Origin of the sequence: Mesorhizobium sp. M6A.T.Ce.TU.016.01.1.1 (assembly GCF_003997065.1) — a bacterium.
In the GTDB taxonomy this organism is placed as follows: Bacteria; Pseudomonadota; Alphaproteobacteria; order Rhizobiales; family Rhizobiaceae; genus Mesorhizobium; species Mesorhizobium mediterraneum.
Window position 1 is genome coordinate 1 of sequence record NZ_RZTJ01000015.1, and the last position, 22209, is coordinate 22209.

The 22209-nt window shown below is 63.8% G+C and carries 20 protein-coding genes, 1 tRNA gene and 1 pseudogene; 16 read left to right on the forward strand and 6 right to left on the reverse strand.

All coding sequences use genetic code 11. The features are described from left to right. The 12 genes from EOC94_RS23350 to EOC94_RS23410 form a co-directional block, all read left to right on the forward strand. A partial coding sequence (locus EOC94_RS23350) for a glutathione binding-like protein (RefSeq protein WP_185928316.1) occupies positions 1-288 on the forward strand: 288 nt, incomplete at its 5' end. Then, a complete protein-coding gene (gene queG, locus EOC94_RS23355; RefSeq protein WP_095484741.1) occupies positions 269-1429 on the forward strand; it encodes a tRNA epoxyqueuosine(34) reductase QueG in 1161 nt (386 codons plus the stop codon). The genes EOC94_RS23350 and queG, both read left to right, overlap by 20 nt. Then, positions 1426-2331 (forward strand): SDR family oxidoreductase, encoded by a 906-nt coding sequence (locus tag EOC94_RS23360; protein WP_095484742.1) that lies wholly within the window; start codon positions 1426-1428, stop codon positions 2329-2331. The genes queG and EOC94_RS23360 overlap by 4 nt, the downstream gene beginning before the upstream one ends. A 138-nt stretch (positions 2332-2469) precedes the next feature. After that, positions 2470-3588: a penicillin-insensitive murein endopeptidase gene (mepA, locus tag EOC94_RS23365; protein ID WP_095484743.1), complete on the forward strand. Its 1119-nt coding sequence runs from the start codon at positions 2470-2472 to the stop codon at positions 3586-3588. A 381-nt stretch (positions 3589-3969) separates the two neighbouring features. Continuing rightward, positions 3970-4989 (forward strand): glucokinase, encoded by a 1020-nt coding sequence (locus EOC94_RS23375; RefSeq protein WP_127293773.1) that lies wholly within the window; start codon positions 3970-3972, stop codon positions 4987-4989. A 128-nt stretch (positions 4990-5117) separates the two neighbouring features. Then, on the forward strand, positions 5118-6989 hold the full coding sequence (locus tag EOC94_RS23380; protein WP_127293775.1) for an ABC transporter ATP-binding protein: 1872 nt from the start codon (positions 5118-5120) through the stop codon (positions 6987-6989). Then, entirely contained in the window at positions 6986-7828 is an 843-nt protein-coding gene (gene dapB, locus EOC94_RS23385; RefSeq protein WP_127293777.1) for a 4-hydroxy-tetrahydrodipicolinate reductase, read from the forward strand. The genes EOC94_RS23380 and dapB overlap by 4 nt, the downstream gene beginning before the upstream one ends. A 32-nt stretch (positions 7829-7860) precedes the next feature. Next, on the forward strand, positions 7861-8481 hold the full coding sequence (locus EOC94_RS23390; RefSeq protein WP_127293779.1) for a 2,3-bisphosphoglycerate-dependent phosphoglycerate mutase: 621 nt from the start codon (positions 7861-7863) through the stop codon (positions 8479-8481). Between the two features lie 67 nt (positions 8482-8548). Next, a tRNA-Leu gene (locus EOC94_RS23395) sits at positions 8549-8633 on the forward strand. A gap of 358 nt (positions 8634-8991) precedes the next feature. Next, positions 8992-9957, forward strand: coding sequence for a glycine betaine ABC transporter substrate-binding protein (locus tag EOC94_RS23400; protein ID WP_095484748.1), 966 nt, complete (start codon positions 8992-8994; stop codon positions 9955-9957). After that, a complete protein-coding gene (locus EOC94_RS23405; RefSeq protein ID WP_095484749.1) occupies positions 9954-10646 on the forward strand; it encodes a L,D-transpeptidase in 693 nt (230 codons plus the stop codon). Before EOC94_RS23400 ends, EOC94_RS23405 begins: the two co-directional genes overlap by 4 nt. Before the next feature lie 145 nt (positions 10647-10791). After that, positions 10792-11010 carry a hypothetical protein gene (locus tag EOC94_RS23410; protein ID WP_337124585.1) on the forward strand — a complete coding sequence of 73 codons (219 nt, stop codon included), beginning with the start codon at positions 10792-10794 and terminating at the stop codon, positions 11008-11010. Here the strand turns inward: EOC94_RS23410 and EOC94_RS23415 are convergent. Then, positions 10988-11362, reverse strand: a complete 375-nt coding sequence (locus tag EOC94_RS23415) for a hypothetical protein (protein ID WP_164759207.1) — start codon at positions 11360-11362, stop codon at positions 10988-10990. The genes EOC94_RS23410 and EOC94_RS23415 overlap by 23 nt on opposite strands. On the opposite strand from EOC94_RS23415, the gene EOC94_RS23420 reads away from it, so the two are divergent. Next, positions 11250-11489: a hypothetical protein gene (locus EOC94_RS23420; RefSeq protein ID WP_095485099.1), complete on the forward strand. Its 240-nt coding sequence runs from the start codon at positions 11250-11252 to the stop codon at positions 11487-11489. The two genes, EOC94_RS23415 and EOC94_RS23420, sit on opposite strands and share 113 nt — an antisense overlap. A gap of 350 nt (positions 11490-11839) precedes the next feature. Here the strand turns inward: EOC94_RS23420 and EOC94_RS23425 are convergent, their stop codons facing one another. The 4 genes from EOC94_RS23425 to EOC94_RS23440 all read right to left on the reverse strand — a co-directional run bounded on the left by EOC94_RS23425 (position 11840) and on the right by EOC94_RS23440 (position 17133). Then, positions 11840-12679, reverse strand: coding sequence for an aspartate/glutamate racemase family protein (locus EOC94_RS23425; RefSeq protein ID WP_245461500.1), 840 nt, complete (start codon positions 12677-12679; stop codon positions 11840-11842). A gap of 22 nt (positions 12680-12701) precedes the next feature. Continuing rightward, complete coding sequence (locus EOC94_RS23430) at positions 12702-13937, reverse strand: D-amino acid dehydrogenase (RefSeq protein WP_127293781.1); 1236 nt, start codon at positions 13935-13937, stop codon at positions 12702-12704. A 197-nt stretch (positions 13938-14134) separates the two neighbouring features. Then, positions 14135-14884 (reverse strand): GntR family transcriptional regulator, encoded by a 750-nt coding sequence (locus EOC94_RS23435; protein ID WP_127293783.1) that lies wholly within the window; start codon positions 14882-14884, stop codon positions 14135-14137. Positions 14885-15168: 284 nt separating this feature from the next. Next, a complete protein-coding gene (locus EOC94_RS23440) occupies positions 15169-17133 on the reverse strand; it encodes a BTAD domain-containing putative transcriptional regulator (RefSeq protein ID WP_127293962.1) in 1965 nt (654 codons plus the stop codon). Between the two features lie 307 nt (positions 17134-17440). Between EOC94_RS23440 and EOC94_RS23445 the strand changes: the two genes are divergently transcribed. From EOC94_RS23445 to EOC94_RS23455, 3 genes and pseudogenes are all read left to right on the forward strand, one after another. Further along, the gene (locus EOC94_RS23445; RefSeq protein WP_127293785.1) at positions 17441-18529 is read left to right on the forward strand and encodes a pyridoxal-phosphate dependent enzyme; all 1089 of its coding nucleotides are present in this window, start codon (positions 17441-17443) and stop codon (positions 18527-18529) included. A 20-nt stretch (positions 18530-18549) separates the two neighbouring features. Further along, complete coding sequence (locus tag EOC94_RS23450) at positions 18550-19818, forward strand: aminotransferase class I/II-fold pyridoxal phosphate-dependent enzyme (RefSeq protein WP_127293787.1); 1269 nt, start codon at positions 18550-18552, stop codon at positions 19816-19818. Between the two features lie 106 nt (positions 19819-19924). Next, a pseudogene (locus EOC94_RS23455) lies at positions 19925-20437 on the forward strand (pyridoxal-dependent decarboxylase); the annotation flags it as partial. Between the two features lie 44 nt (positions 20438-20481). Here EOC94_RS23455 and EOC94_RS23460 read toward each other — a convergent pair. Then, a complete protein-coding gene (locus EOC94_RS23460; RefSeq protein WP_127293789.1) occupies positions 20482-22125 on the reverse strand; it encodes an ABC transporter substrate-binding protein in 1644 nt (547 codons plus the stop codon). Positions 22126-22209 lie beyond the last annotated feature (84 nt).

Below are 22209 nucleotides of genomic sequence, written 5' to 3' on the forward strand. Positions count from 1 at the left end.
GCAGCGATCCGTGCCGCGCGCGCCAACATCCGCCAGCACATGAAATACACCAACTGGCTGGCCGGCACCCGCCAATGGCTGGCCGGCAACAAGGTCACCTATGCCGATCTCGCGGCTGCAGCTGCGCTGTCTGTGCTCGACTATCTCGGCGAGATCGACTGGCGCGAACACGCTGCCGCGCGCGAATGGTATGCACGGGTGAAATCGCGGCCATCGTTCCGGCCGCTTTTGTCCGACCGGGTGCGCGGCCTATCGCCGGTGTCACATTATGCGGACCTCGATTTCTAAAGCGGAAAACCTGCGCGCGCTGATCGACCGCGAGGCACGGCGCGCCGGTTTCGATGCCGTTGCCGTCACCACGCCCGATGCCATTCCGCAGGCGCCGGCCCGGCTCGCCGAATTCGTCGCCGACGGTTTTCACGGTTCGATGGGCTGGATCGCCGAGACGCTCGAACGCCGCAGCGAGCCGACAGCACTTTGGCCCGAAGTTCGCTCCATCATTGTGCTCGCCATGAACTATGGCCCCGACCACGACCCACGCGCGGTCCTGGTGAAGCGCGACCGCGGCGCGATCTCGGTCTATGCGCAGAACCGCGATTACCACGACGTGATGAAGGGCCGGCTGAAAGAGATTGCCGGCAAGATCGTGGCGCGCGCCGGTGGCGATGTAAAAGTGTTCGTCGATACCGCCCCGGTTATGGAAAAGCCGCTGGCAGAAGCCGCCGGCCTCGGCTGGCAAGGCAAGCACACCAATCTGGTCAGCCGCGCGCACGGCTCCTGGCTGTTCCTCGGCACCATCTTCACGACGGCCGAGCTTGCGCCCGATACGCCCGAGGACGACCATTGCGGCTCCTGCCGCGCCTGCCTCGACGTTTGCCCTACCGACGCCTTTCCGGCTCCCTACCGGCTCGATGCGCGACGCTGCATCTCCTATCTCACCATCGAGAGCAAGGGGCCGATCCCGCACGAGTTCCGGGAAAAAATCGGTAACCGCATCTATGGCTGCGACGACTGCCTGGCCGCCTGCCCGTGGAACAAGTTTGCCCAGACTGCGTCGGAGGCAAAGCTCGCCGCCCGCGCGGACTTGCGCGAGCCGCCGCTCGCCGATCTCTTGGCGCTCGACGACGCGGCTTTCCGGTCCTTGTTCACCGGTTCGCCGATCAAGCGCATCGGTCGCGACCGCTTTGTCCGCAATGTGCTGATCGCCGCCGGCAATTCCGGCGATTCCTCGCTCGGCAACGCCGTGCGCGCGCTGCTCGGCGATGCCTCGCCCCTGGTGCGTGGGGCGGCGGTATGGGCGCTGTCACGGCTTGTGCCTGAAACTGAATTTGCCAGACGCGCCACCGCTGCGGTCAAAGCAGAAAGCGACGACGCCGTGCAACGCGAATGGCGCCTGGCGCTGGCAAATCAAATCGAGGCGCATGCATGAGCGAGAAGCATATCTTTGTTTTCGGGGCCGGCTATTCGGGCAAGGCATTTGCCCGAGCCAACAAGGATGCCGGCACGATCCTTGGCACGACACGCGCGCCGGAGAAATTCGAAGCGTTGCGGCAAGCCGGGATCCAGCCGCTGCTTTTCGATGGCGCGCTGACGCCCGAAATCCGTGACGCGCTCGAGAAAACAACCCATCTCGTCGTCTCGGTGGCGCCGGAAGAGGCCGGCGACCCGGTGTTGAATGCGGCGCGCGAGACAATTAGGACGGAGATGCCGGCGCTGAAATGGATCGCCTATCTCTCCACCGTCGGCGTCTATGGCGACCATGGCGGCGGCTGGGTGGACGAGACCGCCGAATGCCGGCCGGTGTCGAAGCGCTCGATGATGCGTGTCACCGCCGAGCGGGACTGGCTGAGACTGGGTCGGGACATCGGCCGGCCGGTGGCGATCCTGCGGCTTTCCGGCATTTACGGGCCGGGCCGCAATGCCCTGGTCAATCTGGAAAACGGCACCGCGCGGCGGCTGGTCAAGCCGGGCCAGGTGTTCAACCGCATCCATTGCGACGACATTGCCGGGGCGCTTTGGCATCTAATCGGAGACAATCGCGGCGGCATCTTCAACGTCACCGACGACCTGCCGGCGCCGCCGCAGGACGTCGTCGCCTATGCCGCCGGGCTGATGGGCGTCACACCGCCGCCCGAAATTCCGTTCGAGACCGCCCAGCTTTCGCCCATGGCGCGATCCTTCTATGGCGAGAACAAGCGTGTCGCCAACGCGGCGATCAAGGCTGCCGGCTATCGCTTTCGCTTTCCCGACTACCGCTCGGCCTTCGACCAAATGTGGTCTGACGGCAGATGGCACGACGGCGAGGCGCGCAGCCCGATGAAGCGGTCGTGATCGAAACCTCGCGCCGGGCATGATATGATTCGACTTAAATTCGCAGAGGGGTTCTGCTTCATGAAACCGTTGAAGCAATCATTGCCCGGCAGAGCATTGCTGCTAAAGCGCGTCGCGACGCGCTTTAGATCTCTGTTTATGCCTGTCGTTGTCCCAAAGCCGCTGCGCACCCTCGGTTCAAGCCCGAGGGCATGCTTTGGGCGACATGCATTAGCAGCGCTCGCCGTCCTCGCCCTGGCGGGGCTTGCGGCGCGACCTGCCGCCGCCGAAGGCCTGGCGAAAGACCTGTTCGGCGCCAAAAAGCTGCCGGCCGTGGCTGCGCCGCAATCGATCGGCTTTTATTCCAAGGGCTGCTTTGCCGGCGGCGTCGCCATCCCCATGGACGGCCCGAAATGGGAGGTGATGCGGCCTTCGCGCAACCGTCGCTGGGGCCATCCGACGATGATCGCGCTGATCGAGAAACTGTCGCGCGACGCCGCGGCCGACGGTTGGCCCGGCCTGCTGGTCGGCGACATTTCGCAGCCGCGCGGCGGCCCGATGCTGACCGGCCATGCCTCGCACCAGATCGGCCTCGACGCCGACATCTGGCTGACGCCGATGCCCGACCGCAAGCTTTCGATCGACCAGCGCGAAAATATGAGCGCCACCTTGCTTGTCGATGAAAAGACCCATCTGGTGAAGGATGCGCTCTGGGTGCCGGCGCATATGCGGCTCCTAAAGCGCGCGGCAAGCTACGCGGAAGTCGAGCGCATCCTGGTCAATCCCGGCATCAAGAAGAAGCTCTGCGACACGGTGAAAGGCGACCGCGCATGGCTGCGCAAGGTCAGGCCGTTCTGGGGCCACGACTATCACTTCCACATCCGCATCGGCTGCCAGCCCGGCTCGCCCAATTGCAAAGCACAGGAAAACACGGCGCCCGGCGACGGCTGCGACCAGTCTCTGGCATGGTGGTTCACCGAGGAACCGTGGCGCCCCAACAAAAACCCGGACAGGCCGAAAGCGCGCGACGTGATGACGATGGCGAGCCTGCCCGCGGCATGCCAGGCGGTGCTCGACGGGCCCGATCCGGCTTCGGCGGAGGCGGTCACCTTTTATGGCGACGGCGTGCCGGTCGCGGCTGCACCCACTCTCACGGTGGCCCCGGCGCCGGCGCGGGCATCCGCAAGCGGCGCGGCAGCGCTTCCGGCCTCGATCAACGCCTTCGCGGCTACACCCGAGATCGGCATTCCATTGCCGCGACCGCGGCCGGGGAACTGATGCCAGGATAATCGCCTCGGCTTCCACTGATGTTGGAGACGACCAACTGTTGGGTCGGCGCCGCCCCTCATTGCCCTGCCGGGCATTTCTCCCCGTATAGTGACGGGAGAAAGGGCTGGCCGCGGCCTTGGCGCCGTTCTTGCAGAGTTGGAGATTAGCGGAACCATCGATGAAAGCGCCCCCTTTCCCCGTCACTATACGGGGAGAGGATGCCGGCAGGCAGGTGAGGTGCAGCGCCAACGCTGAATAGGGCTAGCACGAAATTCGGACCTGAGGTGATTGCTCCGGAACTGACTCTGAAGCGACTTTCCCTTTTCCAGGTCATGCGCTAGTCAACGAAAGAACAGCGGAACGCCACTGGGAACCGGGACGGACAAGAGCATGCCAGGCGACGACGACACAGCGCTGCAGTTTCCGGTCCTGATCGGCGACATAGGCGGCACCAATGCGCGCTTTTCGATCGTGCTCGACGCGAACTCGGAACCAACCGAGCCGCAGATCGTCCAGACGGCCAACTTCAACACCATCGACGACGCGATCCAGGCAGCGGTGCTCGACCGCTCGCCGGTCCGGCCCAACTCCGCCGTGCTGGCGGTGGCCGGCCCGGTCGACAGCGACGAGATCCCGCTCACCAATTGCCCGTGGATCGTCAAGCCGAGAAAGATGTTTGCCAGCCTCGGCCTCAGCGACGTCGTGGTGCTCAATGATTTCGAGGCGCAGGCGCTGGCTGTCGTGGCGCTTGGCGAAGAGCATATGGAAAAGATCGGCGGCGATGCGCCGGAGCCCAATGCCGGACGGGTGGTGCTCGGTCCCGGAACCGGGCTTGGCGTCGCCGGCCTGGTCCACGCGCTGAACCATTGGATTCCGGTGCCCGGTGAGGGAGGGCACATGGATATCGGGCCGCGCTCGCCGCGCGATTTCCAGGTCTTTCCGCATATCGAGAAGCTCGAGGGCAGAATCTCCGGCGAACAGATCCTGTCCGGACGCGGCCTGGTCAATGCCTACCGGGCGGTGGCCAAGGCGGACGGCAAGCCGACGCCCTTCACCACGCCGGCCGAGGTCACCGCCGCGGCGCTGGCGAAGTCAGATCCGGTGGCCGAGGAAGCGCTGTCGATGTTCGTCACCTGCCTGGGGCGCACAGCCGGTGACCTTGCGCTGGTGTTCATGAGCCGCGGCGGCGTCTTCCTGACCGGCGGCATCGCCCAGAAAATCCTGCCGGCGCTGAAAACGGGCGAGTTCCGCGCCGCCTTCGAGGACAAGGCGCCGCATAGCGAGATGATGCGCACCATGCCCGTCTATGTGATCACCCATCCGCTGGCAGCGCTTTCCGGTCTTGCCGCCTATGCCAGAAACCCGTCGCTGTTCGGCGTCCAGACGGCGGGGCGGCGCTGGCGGACTTAAGTGACGCCCTGAGCCGCGGCGAAGTTTTGCCGACCTCGGCCATAGGCAAGCCGCCACCGGGGCGCTAAGAGGATTGCCGAATTAGCCCGGCCGCGAGGCCGAACCGACATCACGGAACGATCCCGACTTTGAACCAGTCGCCCAAACATCAAGCGGAAGCCCGGCACCAAGCCAAGGCCCGGCCCGGCGAGATCGTGGCGGTGGTCCGCCGCATCATCGCCGAGAACAGCCACGAGTACCGCTGGTATTATGCTCTGGCCGTTCTGTGCCTGGTGATAGTTGCGGCTACGACTGCCTTCACCGCCTGGATCATGAAGGACGTCGTCGACCAGATATTCTATGAGCAGCGCGGCGATCTCATCGCGCTGATCTGCTTGTTGATCCTGGGCGCGTTCATGCTGCGCGGGCTGGCCACTTACGGCCAGGCGGTGACGCTGGCCAGGATCGGCAACAATCTGGTGGCGCGCTACCAGCGCCGCATCTTCGCTCATCTGATGAAGCTCGGCGTCGGTTTCTTCAACGACACGCGCTCGGGGCGGCTGGCCGCCCAGATCAACGAGAACGTCAACGGCATCCGCGACCTGCTCTCGATGACGCTGACATCATTAGCACGCGACGCCGTATCGCTGGTCGCGCTGATCGGGGTCATGATCTGGCAGGATCCGATGCTGTCCCTGATGTCGCTGCTGATCGGGCCGCCGCTGATCTACACGGTCGTCTACCTGACACGCAGAATACGACGCGCCACGCGCGAAGCGGTGCAGATCAACTCGCGGCTGATCGGCGCCATGCAGGAAGCAACGCAAGGCATCGCCATCGTCAAGGCCTTCACGCTGGAAGACGAGCTGTCGCGCCGCATCAGCGATCTTGTCGCCGGCGCCGAGCAGCGGGCAAACCGCATCGCCCGCGTGTCGGAACGATTGACGCCGATCTCCGACATGCTGGGCGGCTTCGCAGTCGCCGGCGTCATCGCCTATTCCGGCTACCGCGCAGCCGTCAGCGGCCAGCCGCCTGGCGCGGTATTTTCCTTCATCACGGCGCTGATGCTCGCCTACGACCCAGCCCGGCGGCTGGCGCGCATGCAGGTCGGCATGGAACGGGCGCTGGTCAATGCGCGCATGATCTATGAGCTGCTCGACCTCGAGCCGCAGCAGGGCGACGCGGCCAGAGCGGTCGAAGCGAAGATCACCAGGGGCGAGGTGCGCTTCAACAATGTGTCGTTCGGCTATGTCGCCGACGCGCCGGTGCTGCAGGATCTCAGCTTCGTCGCCGCCGCCGGCAAGATGACCGCCATCGTCGGCGCCTCGGGCGCCGGCAAGTCGACGCTGGTGGCGCTGCTGCAGCGCTTCCATGATGTCGAGGCGGGCAGCATCGAGGTCGACGGCCAGGACATTTTAGAGATGACCAAGCAGTCGCTGCGCAGCTCCATCGCCTATGTCTCGCAGCAGCCTTATCTGTTCGAGGGCACCATTCGCGACAACATCCGCTACGGACGGCTGAGCGCCAGCGACGCCGAGATCGAACTGGCCGCGCAGCAAGCCGAGGCCGATGGCTTCATCCGCCAGCAGCCGCAAGGCTATGACACCCCTGTCGGTGAAGGCGGCGTGACGCTGTCGGGCGGCCAGCGCCAGCGTCTGTCGATCGCCCGCGCCATCGTGCGACAGGCGCCGATCCTGTTGCTCGACGAGGCGACCTCGGCGCTCGACAACGAGGCGGAAGCGCGCGTCCAGCAGGCCCTGACCCAGGTGACGGAAGGGCGCACGACCATCGTCATCGCGCACCGGCTGTCGACGGTGGTCAATGCCGACCACATCGTCGTCATGGAACAGGGCCGGCTGGTCGAGCAAGGCACGCATGCCTCGCTGATGGCCGACCCGCACAGCGTCTATGCCCGCTTTCACCGGGTCCAGGGCAACAAGGGGCTGGGGCTTGTCGACGACGGCAAGTCAATCCAAACTCCGGTGCGGCGCGCGAAAAAGGCGATCGGGAGAACTTTATGAGCGGTGCGGCCACAAACGATCCCCCCGTCAATGAAATGGGCCTAGTGGTGGTCGGCGCGGCCGGCCGGATGGGCCAGGCGCTGATCCGCGCCATTCACACGATACCGGGCGCACGCGTCGCCGGCGCGATCGAGCGGGCCGGCTCGCCACATCTCGGCAAGGATGCCGGCGAGCTTGCCGGCATCGGCAATATCGGCGTGGCGATCGGCGACGACCCGCTGCCGGCCTTCGCCAGGGCCGACGGCGTGCTCGATTTCACGAGCCCGGCAGCGACGGTCGAATTCGCCGGCTACGCGGCGCAGGCGCGCATCGTCCATGTCATCGGCACCACCGGCTGCTCGGCGGACGACAATGCCAAGATAGAGGCGGCGGCGCGCCACGCGACGGTGGTCAAGTCAGGCAATATGAGCCTCGGCGTCAATCTGCTGGCGGTGCTGGTCGAGCAGGCGGCGCGCGCGCTCGACGCCGATGATTTCGACATCGAGATCCTGGAAATGCATCACCGGCACAAGGTCGACGCGCCGTCGGGCACGGCGCTGCTGCTCGGCGAAGCCGCTGCCGTCGGGCGCGGCATCGATCTTGACGGGAACAGCGTGCGGTCGCGCGACGGCCACACCGGCGTGCGAAAGACCGGCTCGATCGGTTTTGCCACGCTGCGCGGCGGCTCGGTGGTCGGCGACCACTCCGTGGTGCTGGCCGGCACCGGCGAGCGCATCACGCTCGCCCATCACGCCGAGGACCGGGCGATCTTCGCTCGCGGCGCGGTCAAGGCCGCACTGTGGGCGCGCGGCAGGAAGCCGGGACTGTATTCGATGCGGGACGTGCTCGGACTCGCCTGAGACGATCTGATCCACAAACTGAAGGAGCAAAAATGTCGGGAACTCTCGTGCTCGTGCGCCATGGCCAGAGCGAATGGAACCTGAAGAACCTCTTCACCGGCTGGCGCGACGTTGACCTGACCGAGCTGGGCCACGCCGAGGCCAAGGAGGCGGGCGCCAAGCTGAAGGCGCGCGGCCTGAAATTCGACATCGCCTTCACGTCGTCGCTGATCAGGGCGCAGAAGACCTGCCAGCACATTCTCGACGCGGTCGGCCAGAGCGATCTCGAGACCATCGGCGACCAGGCGCTGAACGAGCGCGACTATGGCGACCTCTCCGGCCTCAACAAGGACGATGCGCGCAAGAAATGGGGCGAGGAGCAGGTGCATGTCTGGCGCCGCTCCTACGACGTGCCGCCGCCCGGCGGCGAAAGCCTGAAGGACACCGGCGCGCGCGTCTGGCCCTATTATCTGCACGACCTGCAGCCGCATGTGCTGCGCGGCGGCACCGTGCTGGTGGCGGCGCACGGCAATTCGCTGCGTGCGCTGATCATGGCGCTGGACGGCAAGTCGGGCGAGGAGATCGTCAAACTGGAGCTCGGCACCGGCGTGCCGGTCATCTACAAGCTCAACGCCGATTCGACCGTGGCATCCAAGGAAGTGCTGGAGAACTGAGCCGGCGAGTGCGTTTCAAAAAAGCGCGTTGACACTCACCGTTTGCCCGCCTAAAGAGCCCGCACCAGCCCAGATGGCGGAATTGGTAGACGCGCACGGTTCAGGTCCGTGTTCCGCAAGGAGTGGAGGTTCGAGTCCTCTTCTGGGCACCAAATCCCTTTGTAAGTTCTTGATTTCCCGGAAACTGCGGTTTCCGGGCCGTCGGCTGCACATGACCTTGCGAATGACCTCACCCAACAAGGTGTCCTAGCACGCCCTACAGTTCGTAAGGCGTGTGCCCGCGGACAACTTGAAAGTTGGCGCGCGACCTCCGGTTGTAAGCATCTTCCCATACGGAATGTCATCGAGTAGCGTGCAGAGGCGGCATGTGACGGCGCTCTCTTTGGCGAATGCATTGTCGCACCTTCAGCAGTTGCCGTCGGCAGATGGGGCTGCTGTCACAACCCGGTGCTTGCCGTGACAGATTGTTCCCGTCCCGGTTCATTTCAGCGCCGAAGCGAGGGGGAAGAAATGCACGACCGATTTCGGCAGTGCCTGCGGAAAATGTCGCTGGCGGCATTGACGATGCTGGCGATCCCGGCCCAAGCGGCTGATCTCGTCATTGCAATGCCGAACTGGCCGTCGGGCCAGGCGACGGCAAACATTCTCAAGGTCAGCCTGAAGGAAAATTTCGGGCTCGATGCCGATGTGCGCGAGATGGGGACGCTTATTGCCTTTGCCGGCCTCGATTCGGGCGAGGTGGATATTCATCCCGAAATGTGGCTGCCCAACCTCGACAATCTGGTGAAGAAGTATGTGGACGATGCCGGCACGGTTGCCATCAGTCCCATCGGTGTGCCGGCATGGCAAGGCATATGCGCAACCCGCGAAACCGCCGACAAATTTGGCATTCGCGACATTTCGGACCTCACCGACCCGCGCAAAACTGCCGCGTTGGACACTGATCGGGACGGACATGGGGAACTGTGGATTGGCGCGGAGGGTTGGTCCTCGACGGCTATCGAGCGTGTCCGCGCCAACAGCTATGGCTATGCCAAGACAATGACATTGCTGGAGACGCCGGAGGATGTCGGAATGGCGGCTGTCGATGCCGCGGTCGCCACGGCTCATCCGATGGTGTTTGCCTGCTATGCACCGCATCACGTGTTTGAGCTGCACGACATTGTCCGGCTTACCGAGCCGCCTTTTGACCCGGCAAAGTGGAAGATCGTGCTGCCTTCCGAGGACCCGCTCTGGGTCTCGAAGTCCAGCGCGCCAGTGTCATGGGATACCGCACATTTCCATATCGCTTACGCCACCTCACTGCGCAAAAAATATCCGAAGGTGGTCGAGTTCCTGGAACGGGTCGCGCTCAAGCCCGAAGACGCCGCGAAGATGAGTTATGCGCTCCAAGTGGAGCGTCAGGATCCTTACGAGTACGCCAAACAATGGGTTGCTGCACAGGGCGCTCGGGTGAACGGGTGGGCAAATCCATGAACGGCAAGCTGATGATCGCGGGACGCGCCATTCTCCAGCGGCGCTCCCTGACGGCAATTGTCGCGGCAGCGTTCGGTCTTGTCGCAGTGGCGGCGCTGGCTGCGGGAACACAGGTTTTCGATCCGAAAACCCGCAAATGGGTGGACTACGACCGCACCAAGGCACGCAAATACTATGCCGCGCACAATGAAGTGCCGGAGGCGTTTCGGCCGCAGATGGTCAAGTTCCGCACCGCGGAAGTGCCCGGAACGATCATCATCGATGGCAACCAGCATTTTCTCTATCTTGTGCAGCCGGGTCAGCGGGCCATGCGCTACGGTATCGGCGTCGGCCGGGAGGGATTTGGATGGGCCGGAATCGTGCGCGTCGGCCGCATGGCGGAATGGCCGACCTGGACACCCCCGGCCGAAATGATCGCTCGTGATCCGAATGCGGTCAAACATGCGGGAGGCATGCCGGGAGGACCGGACAACCCGCTCGGCGCCAGGGCGCTCTATCTGTATGAGCGCGACCAGGACACGATCTACCGGATACACGGCACTCCGGAGCCCTGGACGATCGGGCTCGACGTGTCATCGGGGTGCATCCGGATGAGGAACGACGACATCACCGATCTCGCATCGCGCGTCAAGGTTGGAGCCAAGGTCATCGTTCTCATGCAGGGGGCGGCACTTTACAAGGGTGTGTAAGGCCGGGAAGCGGCATTCGGAGAGGGACCAAGCAATGTCGGCAAAACATGCAGTGAGAACGTCGATCCGGGCAACAACAATTGGATTTTTGGTGGGAACACTGAGCGCTTGTGTCAGCGCCCCGCCGCCGCCTCCCCAGGAACAGATGTCCAGGACCAAGGTCGAGACGGCCCCGGCGGACCTTCAGCTTCTTTGCGCCGACGCGGCCGCCAAGGCGAGCGGCGTCGACAGCACGAAGATACTTCCGGTTTCGTCGAGCAAGATCGATCCCCAAACCTATCAGGTCGAGCTCGATGCCGGCGGCAAGAAGACAAGCTGCCTTGTCGATACCGAAGGCAATGTCAAATCGGTTCAGCCTGCCTGATCCGCTCTGGTCGAGGAATTTTGGGCGATCTGACGATTGCCGCGAAGCTGCCGTCGACTTCGGACGTGAGGTGGTGGCGATCAGCCGTGATGAAAGGCTCAGAAACCTCGAGAAAAAACCGGCCGACCGCAGCTTGCCTCAACCCGGCGGCATCATCGTGATTGGCAGGTTCGGGCATCCGCTGTACCATTCCTATGCCGGTCGTCGACGTGGCGTGTTCCGGCGAGGGAGAAACGTCCATGTTACGATCAATTTCGCTTGCGGTTTTCCTGGCGGTCGTTCCTGCGACAGCCTTTGCAAATTCGTGCCCGACCATCATGGCCGCGATCGACGCGGCGTTGCCGACCGCCACCCTCTCCGAGGCCGATATGACCAAAGTCAAGGAACTGCGCGCCCAAGGCGAGACATTGCACGCCGCCGGCGATCATGCAGGGTCAGAGGCCGCGCTCAACCAAGCCAAGACGATGCTCGGCATATAGCTGCGACGAACGCGGCTTTGCTGGCCGATCTTCTTGGCCGATTGCCGGGCTTTTGTTCGGCTGTCGACCGGTTAGAGCAATTCCAGGAAAAGTGTGAAGCGGTTTTCCGTCCGGAATTGCGCAAAAACAAAGAGATAGAGCGGTTCGGCGTTTCCGTGAAACGATGAAGCGCTCTAGGCATCGCGGCCTTGACCGGTTGAAACAGGCCGGGGCAGGAGTGGATCAGCCCAGTCCGATGCGCTTGGCGCCTTGCCGGAACACGGCTGCAGCGTCTTGCGAAGAACAGCGGAAAAATTTCGTGCCTCGTCAAGCCGTCCCGCCAGCGCAAGGCAGTGCGCCGCGATCGCCAGTCAGTTGCTTGGCAATCCAAAAAGCCTTCCGGCGGGCACGACGTCATTGATCCCGGCAAGCCGCAGACAATGCCAGGCCATGGCGTGGTTGCTGGACGTGACCGGCACGCCGATGCGCTGCTCGAGCCCGGCGGCCGCTTCGGCGATGCGCAGGCTGGTGCATGATATGAAGACCGCATCCACCCCCGGCGTGGCAGCCATCCGCTCGGCCGCGGCTTCGATCGATGTGGCCGAGATGCGGGCGGCGTCGCGATCGTCGCGCCGGTCGAAGGTCGCGACGGCTGATATGTCGACGCCGCGCCCGCTGAAATAGGCAACGAGGTTTTCATTGATCTGCGGCGCGTAGGGCGTCAGCAGGCCGATGCCTTTGACGTCGAGAGCCTTGAACGCCGCGAGCGCGGCGGTGACGGGTGTGGTGCAGGCGACATTTGGCCGTGCCTTCCTGATCTCCGCGAAAACCGCCTCTTCGCCGAGCGTCATCGTCGCCGAGGTACAGCCGAAGGCAACGACGTCCAGGGGAATGCTCGGCAAGATGAGGTCGACGGCCGGCGCGATCCTGGGACCGATGGCGCGCAAGGTCTCGGTCGTTATGTCGTTGTCGCTGAACACGCGGGATTCGTAGAAGGCGACACCGGACTGGCGCACGAGCGCGCGGAATTCATGCTCCAGGGTCTGATCCGTTGCCAGCACCACAAGGCCGATCGCCGCGCGCGACGCCAGACCGCCGTCGAGTTCCGATGGCAGCACGCCGAGATCAATCGGCCCGGAAGACGCAAGGCGCGTGGCGGCGAGGTTGGCAGACATGACGTTGTTGAGAGACATAGCGTTGTCGAAAGACATGGCGTTCCCTTTCAAAGTCGGTTCAAAGACCATTCATTGGAATGGCCGGCGTCCGGCCGGCGATCAGATCGGCGGTGATCCGGGCCGACCCGTGCGACATGGTCCAGCCGATGTGACCATGCCCGGTGTTGAGGAAGAGGTTGCGCAAGCGTTGCCGTCCGAAGGCGGGAAGATTGTTCGGCGTCATGGGCCTCAGACCCGCCCACATTTCCGCGCGATGGTAGTCGGCGCCCTCGGGGTAGAGGTCCTCGGCAACCCCTTTCATGAAGGCGAAATCGGCGGGCTTATGGCTGGTGTCGTAGCCGGCGAACTCCGCCGTTGCGGTGACGCGGATACGGTCGCCGAAGCGCGAGATGGCAACCAGATTGTGCTCGTCGACGGAGGCGATGGTCGGCGGCAGCGGACGATTGCCGATCGGGATCGTCAGCGAATAGCCCTTGATCGGGTAGATCGGCAGTCGAATGCCGATCTTTCTTGCCAGAACAGGACTGTGGCTCCCGAGCGCAAGCACATAGGCATCACCCTTGAAAGGCTCCTTGTCGGTGAGCACCTGCGCGACAGCGTCGCCGGTCGTTTCGATACCGGTGATCTTCGTGCCTGTGTGGATGGCGCCGCCGCGGGCGATAATCTTGGCGGCGAGGGCCCTGGTGAACTTTGCCGGGTCGCCGGTCTCGTCGGTCGGGCAATAGATGCCGCCGGCAATCTTGTCCTTGGCGGACGCCAGAGACGGATCGAGCGCGACGACCGCGTCTCGGTCGAGCACCTTGATCTCTTGTCCGTCCGACTGCAGCAGCTTCATATGCTCGACACCATTGTCGAGCGCTTGCTGGTTGCGGTGGAAATAGACGATGCCGCGATCGTTACGGTCGTAGTCGATTTGCTCGTCGGCAACGACCTCGCGCAGCACTGCCTGCGAGTAGGCGGCGAGGCGATGCTTGAGCAGCGTGTTGCGCCGCGCCTTGGCGGCCGTGCATTCCATGAGAAACAACCAGGACCACGTATAGAGCCGCGGATCCGCCGAGAACTTGAAGCGCAGCGCCTGGTCCTTGAGCACCAGCGATTTCAGCAAGGTTATCGGCGCCCTGGGGGACGACCAGACAAAGGAATGGCCTGGCGCGATCATACCGGCATTGCCCCAACTCGTTTCAGCGGCGACCTGCGCATTGCGTTCAATGAGCGCGACGTCGTGACCGTCGTTTTGCAGTTGATAGGCTGTCGTGACACCAACGACGCCGCCACCCAGCACCACTATGCGCATGACGCCTCCGGAAATCACAAAGTGAGTACACTTTAGAAGGTTGGTTGGAATTCACAAGAGGCCTGAAGAGATGGGCGAGGCGACGAAGCTGCCGATCTCCCCCCATGCGGCCCCATGCGGGGGAGATCGGCTGTTCCGCCGCTCACGCTCGTTCCGCCTCGCTGTGTTCCTCTTCCCCGCTCTCCGCGATGGTCCTCCTACGCGGTAGTGCCGAAAAAGATCCGCGCTAAGCCACGCGCGGCCACCTCCATTGCATGCGCCGAACTCAGCGTGATGTGCTTTTCGACCAGGGCTGCCCCGCCCGCGGCATCGCGACGGCGCAGGGCATCAATGATCGCCTCATGCTCCTGGTAGCTGTGGCTGCGGCGCGGCATGGACTCCAGATCGATGCGCCGGAAAAAGCGAATCCGCGAACATAGGCCCTCGAGCGCATTGACCATCTGCGCATTCTTCGACAATTGCGTCAGGGCCATGTGGAAACTTTCATCGGCAACGGCAACCTTCACCCACGACCCTTCACCCTTCAGGCTGCTATGCTTGGTCCATGCGTCGACCGTCGCCTGGATCTCGGTGTCCGTTGCCCGCTCACAGGCCAGGACGAATGCGGCCCGCTCGATCGCCGCGCGGAGTTCGTAGAGATCGCGCACGGCTTCCGGCGTGAGTTCGCGGGCATAGAATCCCTTGTTCGGAACGGACGCCACGAAGCCGTCGCGCTGCAATCTGTTGAGAGCCGCGCGCACCGGCGTGCGACTTACGCCAAGTTCAGTCGCGAGTTCGACCTCGTTGATCTTCTCTCCCGGCCGGAAACGATAGTCGATCGCGAATTCCTTGATCGCCGCGTAGACCCGATCGACACTGTCCGCAGCGCGGACGATGCGCTCTCGCTCCTTTGCGCGCGTTTGGACTTTTACCCCGTTATTGACGTCATTCCTGGGGTTCGTTGTCATCCTGTCCTCATGCCTCCGCACGCAGCTGAAGCACGCGTCTGAAGAGGCCCATGCGACGCGCTTTATTTTTTTGTATGCATGTCATTACCCCTTTTTGGCGACATGCATTAGCCTCCCGAGAAGGTCAGCTCCGATAAGATACATAGCTGAGTCGTAAAGTGCACTCAGTTATCCGCACCGAGAGGGGCCCGGGCGAGGATCGCGGCCACGATCGGTTGTAGTGTCAGACGGAGGCATGGCTCGGGCTCATTCGCTTCACAAGCACCATCCCGACCTGGGATGGATCAGCCCAGCCCAATCCTTCTCGCCCCTTGCCGGAACATGGCCTCGGCGCCCGGCTCGAAGCGGAAGGTGCCGATAAAATCATCGGCGCAGTAGTTCGGCAGCGTCTTGCGCAGCGCGGCGGAAAAGTTTCGCGCTTCGTCAAGCCGTCCCGCCAGCGCGAGGCAGTGGGCCGCGATCGCCAGGATGATGGCATGGGCATTGGGACGGGCGGCGGCTTTCAGCGCCCATTCGGCAGCCTCGTCGAACTGGCCGAGCCGGACATGCGCCATCGCCCTGGCCCCCAGCATGCCGAACAGCAGCGGATCGAACGGGCTCAGATGGCGCGAATGGTCGGATGAACCGATCGCCGCTTTTGGGTCACCCGACTGCGAGTGTACAAACGAAAGTGCGTAGTGGCCAAGCGCGAAGTTCGGGCTGAGGTCGACGGCCCGCTCCAACTCGATGAGGGATCCGTCCTGCTCGCCGCGCAGCCACAGAGCCCGGCCCATGGCCCAGTGGGCGGCCGGATTGTGGTCATCGACCAGAAGACTTTGGCCGGCGGTTTCGAAGGCCAGCGCGCTTTCCCTGTCGCGGTCTCCCCAGCGCTGAAAGGCGTTTTGCCAATGGGTGAAGGACAGGCCGGCATAGGCACGGGCGAAGGTCGGATCGAGCTTCAGGGCCATGCCGAAGAAATGCCGGGCCTGTTCGTTTTCCGTGCGGGTGAAGCGATACATGTGCCAGAGGCCGCGATGGTAAGCCTCCCAGGCATTCAGCGAGTTGGGCGCTTTCAGCAAGGCGCGGTTGCGCTCGACCATCTCGATTTCGGCCGAGATCGACGAGACAATGCTGTTGCCGATATCGTCGAGGACGGCAAAGATATCGTCGGGCTTGCGCTCGAACGTCTCGGCCCAGACGATCCTGACCGTGCGAACCTCGACAAGTTCGACTGAGACCACGACGCGGCCTGCCTGGCTGCGCACGGTGCCGGTGGCGACATAGTCGACGTTAAGCCGCCGGCCGGCGTCTTCGGGCGCGATGTTTTTTTCCGCCAGCGCAAAGACCGAGCCGCGGGCGATGACGAAGAAGTCCCTGAGCTTGGCCAAACGGGTGATGATGTCGTGGGTGAGGCCATCGGCTAATCCACCGCGAGAGGGGCCACCGCGAGCACTGCCGATGCCGGCTTCCTCGATGAAAGGCATCACGGCAAGCGAAGCCTTCTGCAATGCAGCAGTATCGGGATGGGGAAGCACAATCGACGCCTGGGGGGCCGCGGGCAGAAGTGCCGGTCGCGCCCAGAGCGTCGCGGCAGGTCGTTCGCTGCGGATCGTCCGCCATGCCTCACGAACGGGACTGAAATCCAGATCCTCCGAAGCAAACAGCTGCTCCGCGGAAGCGAGATGTTCCTCGCACGCGCCGATCTGGCCGCGCCGTGCAAGCCCTGCCAGAAGAGCCGCATGCGCGCGCCCGTCGAACGGATTAAGTTCCACCCACTTTTCCAGATGCGGAGAGGTTTCGTCGGCATCTGCCGGGAGATTGTTGACGAGATGTTCCAGGACGGCGGCATGGCATGATCTGAACCGGCGGCGTTGCGCGATCAGCCAGCTGTTGAAATGCGGGCTGCGGTCGATCTCCAGCCCGTCGAGGAAATCGCCGACGAACAGGCCGGACAAGACCTGCAGCCGCTCCAGATCGAGCGTCTCGATTCCTTCAGCGGCGGCCGAGGCAATATCGATCGCGTCGACGAGACTGCCGCTGAGATCAAGCGCGACCGTATCGCCAGACGTCTCGATCCTGGCGGGGTCGTCGAGAATGCTTCTGAGCTTGCTGAGGCACCAGCGAAGCTCGCCCCTCGGATCGTTCGGCACGTCCCACAAGAGCTCGCACAGACGGCTGCGTCCGACGGCATGCGGCGCTAGCGCCAGATAGGCGAAGAGCGCGCGCAGCTTGCGCGATGCCGGCAGTTGCACGACGGCACCGTCGCGCATGATCGTCAGCGGCCCGAGCAGCCGCACGGACAGCCCGGCCGTTGCGCCGCCCAGGCTCGATCGAGCGGATTCCACGTGCGTTTCCACGCTTGCTCCCACGCTGGCCTATCGCCCTCTGCTTTATCACTGAAAGCGATAGAGTGCATCCGGCAACGAATTTTCCGCGCCGGACGCCGGCACTGCCGCTTTCCGAGCCGGCAAAGGCACCTTACCGCGGTAAGGTCTCGAAACCTCGCTGCCCAAGCCGCCGGTTTGTAACCGGCTCGTGACGACAACTCGTGACAATAACAAAAAGAGGAGAACAGCCATGTTGTATCAGCAAAAAATCAGGACCACGGCCGGCCGCGGCCGCCTGTTCGACAGTATTCTCGACACCGTCGGCGATACGCCGGTGATCAGGATCAACAATCTCGGCCCCGATGGTGTGACGATCTATGTGAAGGCCGAGTTCTTCAATCCGGCGGCGTCGGTGAAGGACCGGCTGGCGCTCAACATCATCGAGGAGGGTGAGCGCAGCGGCGCCCTGAAGCCGGGCCAGACCGTCGTCGAGGCGACCAGCGGCAACACCGGCATCGGGCTGGCCATGGTCTGCGCGCAGAAGGGCTATCCGCTGGTGGTGACGATGGCCGACAGTTTCTCCATCGAGCGCCGCAAGCTGATGCGCATGCTGGGCGCCAAGGTGGTGCTGACGCCGCGCGCCCAGAAGGGTTTTGGCATGTACAACAAGGCGGTGGAGCTGGCGCAAGCCAATGGCTGGTTCCTGGCCCGCCAGTTCGAGACCAAGGCCAATGCTGCCATTCACGAGGCGACGACGGCGCGCGAAATCATCAACGACTTCGCCGGATCGCGGCTCGACTGCTTCGTCACCGGCTACGGAACCGGCGGCACCGTCGTTGGTGTCGGGCGCGTGCTGCGCCGCGAGCGTCCGGAGATCCGAATCGTGCTGGCCGAGCCCGCCAACGCCCAGCTCATCGGCAGCGGCAAGGCACAGGAGCGCGGCGCCGACGGTGCGCCCGCCGCCAGCCATCCGGCTTTCGAGCCGCACCCGATCCAGGGCTGGACCCCGGATTTTATCCCCAACGTGCTGCAGGAGGCGGTCGACGCCAGCCTCTACGACGAGGTGGTGCCTGTCCCCGGGCCCGAGGGCATCAAATGGGCCAAGGCACTGGCGCAAAAGGAAGGGATTTTCACCGGCATCTCCGGCGGAGCCACTTTTGCCGTGGCACGCCAGATCGCGGAAAAAGCCGCACCCGGCTCGGTGATCCTGTGCATGCTTCCCGACACCGGCGAACGCTACATGACGACGCCGCTGTTCGACGGCATCGAAGCCGAGATGGACGCGGAGGAGACGGCCCTTTCGCGCTCGACGCCGGGCTGCCAGTTCCCGGCCGAGTAGCGGGAGAGGGAGAAACCACCATGGACGCGACGCCAAAATCCTCCGGCATGGCTTTCGAAGAAACGCTCGACATGCGCCGCCTGCAGCAGGGGAAGTGCGTGCCAATCGCCACCGTGTCCAGCCGGATGCTCGCCGTCACCGAGGAAATGCGCACGGTCATGGATTTTGCGCGAAACGTCCTGGAGGGCGACGGCCTGGGGCCTGATGCCTGCGATTTCATGTTCGGCAATCCGCAGGAAACGCCGTTGCGTGGATTTGTCGATGCATTGATCCGCCACGTCGAGCCACAGGATGTTCACTGGTTCGGTTATAAAAAGTACGATGCGCTGGCGCGCGAAACGGTGGCCCGCTCGCTCAGCCAGGCGCGAAGCCGGAACTACAAGCCAGACGACATTGCGATCACCGCGGGAGGGTTCGGCGCGATAGCGGCTGCGCTGCTCGCCGTGCTCGAGGTGGGAGAGGAGGTCATCTATCCGCGTCCCGGCTGGTTCGCCTATGGTGCCCAGATTCGCGGCGCGGCAGGGACACCCGTCGCCGTCGATCTAGCACCGGGAACCTATGACCTCGATCTCGAAAGGATTGAGGCAGCGATCACCCCGCGCACCCGCGTGGTGGTGGTCAACACGCCGCACAACCCGACCGGCCGCATCTTTCCCCGTGCTCAACTCGACGCGCTCGCCGACAAGCTCGCGGCCGCGTCCGAAAGATTTGGCAAGGTGATTTATCTCCTTGCCGACGAGCCCTATGCGCGACTGGTGTTTGACGGCCATGCGCATATCAGTCCGGCCGAGAGCTACCCGCACACGCTGATCGCCTATTCCTTCGGCAAGACCTTGCTCGCGCCCGGCGAGCGCCTGGGCTGGCTCGCACTCGGGGCGGACATGCCCGAGGCCGATCGCATACTGTTGCGCGAGGCTGTCGACATAGCGCAGGTTTCGCACGGTTGGGCTTTCGCCGGCCGTACCCTGCAGCGGGCACTGCCTGATCTCGAGAAGCTCAGCATAGATGTCGCAGCCCTCGCGCGGCGCCGCGATCGCATGGTCGAAGGCTTGAGGGCAGCGGGATACGACCTGCCGGTGCCTGAAGGTACCTTCTATCTCATTCCACGCTCCCCAATACCGGACGACATGGCCTTCGCGGCACGCCTCGCAACTGACGGTGTCTGGGTGCTGCCCGGCAGCGTCGCCCAATTGCCTGGACGTCTGCGGATCAGTTTGACTGCAAACGACGGCATGGTGGAGCGCTCTTTGCCCGTCTTTGCGCGAGCGATCCGGGAAGTCGCAGCCTAACTCCTGGCGAGCAGGAGCTCACACAAGGGCTTCTGGTCCATCGCTTGAGCGATGGCTGGCGGCCGTTGCAATCGACTGCTGAATGCCAAATTAATAGGTCCTGATCCTAGTCAGGGATGCTTCAGCCCATCGCAAAACCTTCGCGGTCACGCCGGAATATCTGGAATCGACGCCGCGCGGCCTCGCCTCCGGGCACTGGCTGCATGATTACGGCTTGCAAACGTCACGCGGTTTCCGGGCGCTGAAGGTATGGATGGCGCTGAAGGAGCACGGCATCGAGAAGTTTGGCCGCCTGATCGACCGGAACATCGCTCAGGGACATTATCTCAGCACGCTGATCGAGGCCGAGCCGCTGCTGGAACTCGTCGCGCCACCGAGCATCAACATCGTCTGTTTTCGCTACCGCGGCGACGAGACGTCGGGCGAGCGACAGAAGGCGCTCAACACCGAGATCATGCTGAGGCTGCAGGAAGAAGGCATCGCCGCCCTTTCGGACACGACGGTGCATGGCCAGCATTGCCTCAGGGTGGCGATCAACAATCACCGTACCCGGCGCGAGGATCTAGACCTGCTGGTGCGGGAGACAGTGCGCCTCGGACGTGAGATATCAAGGTCCGGCGTGGCTCTCCCTTCTCCCCTTGTGGGAGAAGGGAAGACCCGCGATCACGCGTCGAGCCAGACCTTCTCGAAATGCTGCTCGAGCGACTGGTGCTGCTCACAGCCATGCACGCCCTTGCGATAAGTCCGGTAGACCGAGCGCCAATAGGGCTGAATGATGATGCCGGAGTCGCGCAAATTCTGTTCGATCTTGGCCATGATCTCCTTGCGGGCGCCGGCGTCGGGTGTGGCCAGCGCCTTGTCGAGCAAGGCGTCGAACTCCGGATTTGCATAGGCGCTCTCGTTCCAGGCAGCGCCCGATCTGTAGGCCAGAGCCAGCACCTGAACGCCCAGTGGCCGGCCGAGCCACTCGGTGCAGGAGAAAGGATATTTGCTCCAGTCGTTCCAGAACGTCGCCGCCGGCAGCACGGTGCGTTTGACCTTCAGTCCGGCGTCGCGCATCTGCGCGGCGATGGCATCGCCGGTGTTCTTCTGCCAGTCGACATCGACGGATATCAAGTCGTATTCGTGGTCGGACTTGCCGGCCTCGGCAAGCAGCGCCTTGGCTTCGTCGACATTCCGCACGGCCGGGCCGATATCGGCATATTCGGCGTGCATCGGGCCGACATGGTGGTTCTCGGCCGGCTTGCCGCGGTCGTCCATGCCGATCTTCAGGATCGCGCTGTTGTCGACGGCGAGCTGGGCCGCCCGACGCACCCTGATGTCGTCATAAGGCGGATTGCCGACGTTGAAGCGGGCGACGATGGTCGAGCCGGTGGCAAGCTCGGAATTGCTTAGATCCATGGCGTCCGTTTGCGAAACCGTATCGGCGGCGGTTTCGTGGTTGGTGTCGATCTCGCCCGATTCAAAAGCCGAGAACATGGCGTTGGGATCGGAGCCGTAGTCGACCCATTGGATGCCGTCGAGATAGAAGTCGCCTTTCCACCACGGCTTGTCCTTGCGGCGGACCTCGGCGCCGACCTCGGCGTTCCATGCCACCAGTTCGCAAGGTCCGGTGGTGATCGCCAGTGCCTTCAGCGGATCGCCGTCGCCATCGTAGCTGCGGTGCATGATCAGCGCCGGATAATCGGCCATGCCGGCAATCAGCGATATGTCGGGCTTCGGCAAATTGAGCCGGACGGTAAAGTCATCGACACGCTCGATGCCGCCGTCGACCGGTTTCTTGGTAGCGGCGTCGACCAGCGCGCCCATGCGCTCGGCGACCGAATTGCCGGCGACGCCGGCATCGCACCAGCGCGTCAGATTGTGGACGACGTCGTCGGCGTTGAAGGTATCGCCATTCGACCAGGTGATGCCCTTGCGGACATGCAGCGTGAGCACGCGGGCGTCGTCGCTGGTCTCCCAGCTCTCGAGCAGCCACGGCTCGAAGGTGAAATCGCGGTTCCAGCGCACCAGATACTCGTTGCACTGACGGGCGACATTGGACATTTCGACGCCGTCGAAAGTGCGCGGGTCCTTCCAGCCCTTGACGTTCATGGCGACGCGCAAGACGCCGCCGCGCCTCGGCTCCTCGGCCGCCCTGGCCGGGGAGGGCGCAAGGCCGCCCAGCGCCAGCGCGCCGGCGGCGCTGACGCCAAGCGCTGCCATGGTGGCGAGATATTCGCGCCGGTTCATGCCGCCTTTCTTGAAGCCGTCGGCGACGGGCTCGGCCTGCGGATGCAACGCTCTGTCGGTCAGCATGAATTTCATCGTCGATCCTTCCTGTCGGCGCCCGGTCGACCGCTTCGCGGGGGCGGATGCGGTTGCCGGGCGCCTTTGGTCATAGGCGATGAT

Coding starts and splice junctions, on each gene's coding strand:
- queG (WP_095484741.1), top strand. CDS start 269: ATGCGGACCTCGATTTCTAAAGCGGAAAACCTGCGCGCGCTGATCGAC.
- EOC94_RS23360 (WP_095484742.1), top strand. CDS start 1,426: ATGAGCGAGAAGCATATCTTTGTTTTCGGGGCCGGCTATTCGGGCAAG.
- mepA (WP_095484743.1), top strand. CDS start 2,470: ATGCCTGTCGTTGTCCCAAAGCCGCTGCGCACCCTCGGTTCAAGCCCG.
- EOC94_RS23375 (WP_127293773.1), top strand. CDS start 3,970: ATGCCAGGCGACGACGACACAGCGCTGCAGTTTCCGGTCCTGATCGGC.
- dapB (WP_127293777.1), top strand. CDS start 6,986: ATGAGCGGTGCGGCCACAAACGATCCCCCCGTCAATGAAATGGGCCTA.
- EOC94_RS23390 (WP_127293779.1), top strand. CDS start 7,861: ATGTCGGGAACTCTCGTGCTCGTGCGCCATGGCCAGAGCGAATGGAAC.
- EOC94_RS23400 (WP_095484748.1), top strand. CDS start 8,992: ATGCACGACCGATTTCGGCAGTGCCTGCGGAAAATGTCGCTGGCGGCA.
- EOC94_RS23405 (WP_095484749.1), top strand. CDS start 9,954: ATGAACGGCAAGCTGATGATCGCGGGACGCGCCATTCTCCAGCGGCGC.
- EOC94_RS23410 (WP_337124585.1), top strand. CDS start 10,792: ATGTCCAGGACCAAGGTCGAGACGGCCCCGGCGGACCTTCAGCTTCTT.
- EOC94_RS23420 (WP_095485099.1), top strand. CDS start 11,250: ATGTTACGATCAATTTCGCTTGCGGTTTTCCTGGCGGTCGTTCCTGCG.
- EOC94_RS23425 (WP_245461500.1), bottom strand. CDS start 12,679: ATGTCTTTCGACAACGCTATGTCTCTCAACAACGTCATGTCTGCCAAC.
- EOC94_RS23430 (WP_127293781.1), bottom strand. CDS start 13,937: ATGCGCATAGTGGTGCTGGGTGGCGGCGTCGTTGGTGTCACGACAGCC.
- EOC94_RS23435 (WP_127293783.1), bottom strand. CDS start 14,884: ATGACAACGAACCCCAGGAATGACGTCAATAACGGGGTAAAAGTCCAA.
- EOC94_RS23440 (WP_127293962.1), bottom strand. CDS start 17,133: ATGCGCGACGGTGCCGTCGTGCAACTGCCGGCATCGCGCAAGCTGCGC.
- EOC94_RS23445 (WP_127293785.1), top strand. CDS start 17,441: ATGTTGTATCAGCAAAAAATCAGGACCACGGCCGGCCGCGGCCGCCTG.
- EOC94_RS23450 (WP_127293787.1), top strand. CDS start 18,550: ATGGACGCGACGCCAAAATCCTCCGGCATGGCTTTCGAAGAAACGCTC.
- EOC94_RS23460 (WP_127293789.1), bottom strand. CDS start 22,125: ATGAAATTCATGCTGACCGACAGAGCGTTGCATCCGCAGGCCGAGCCC.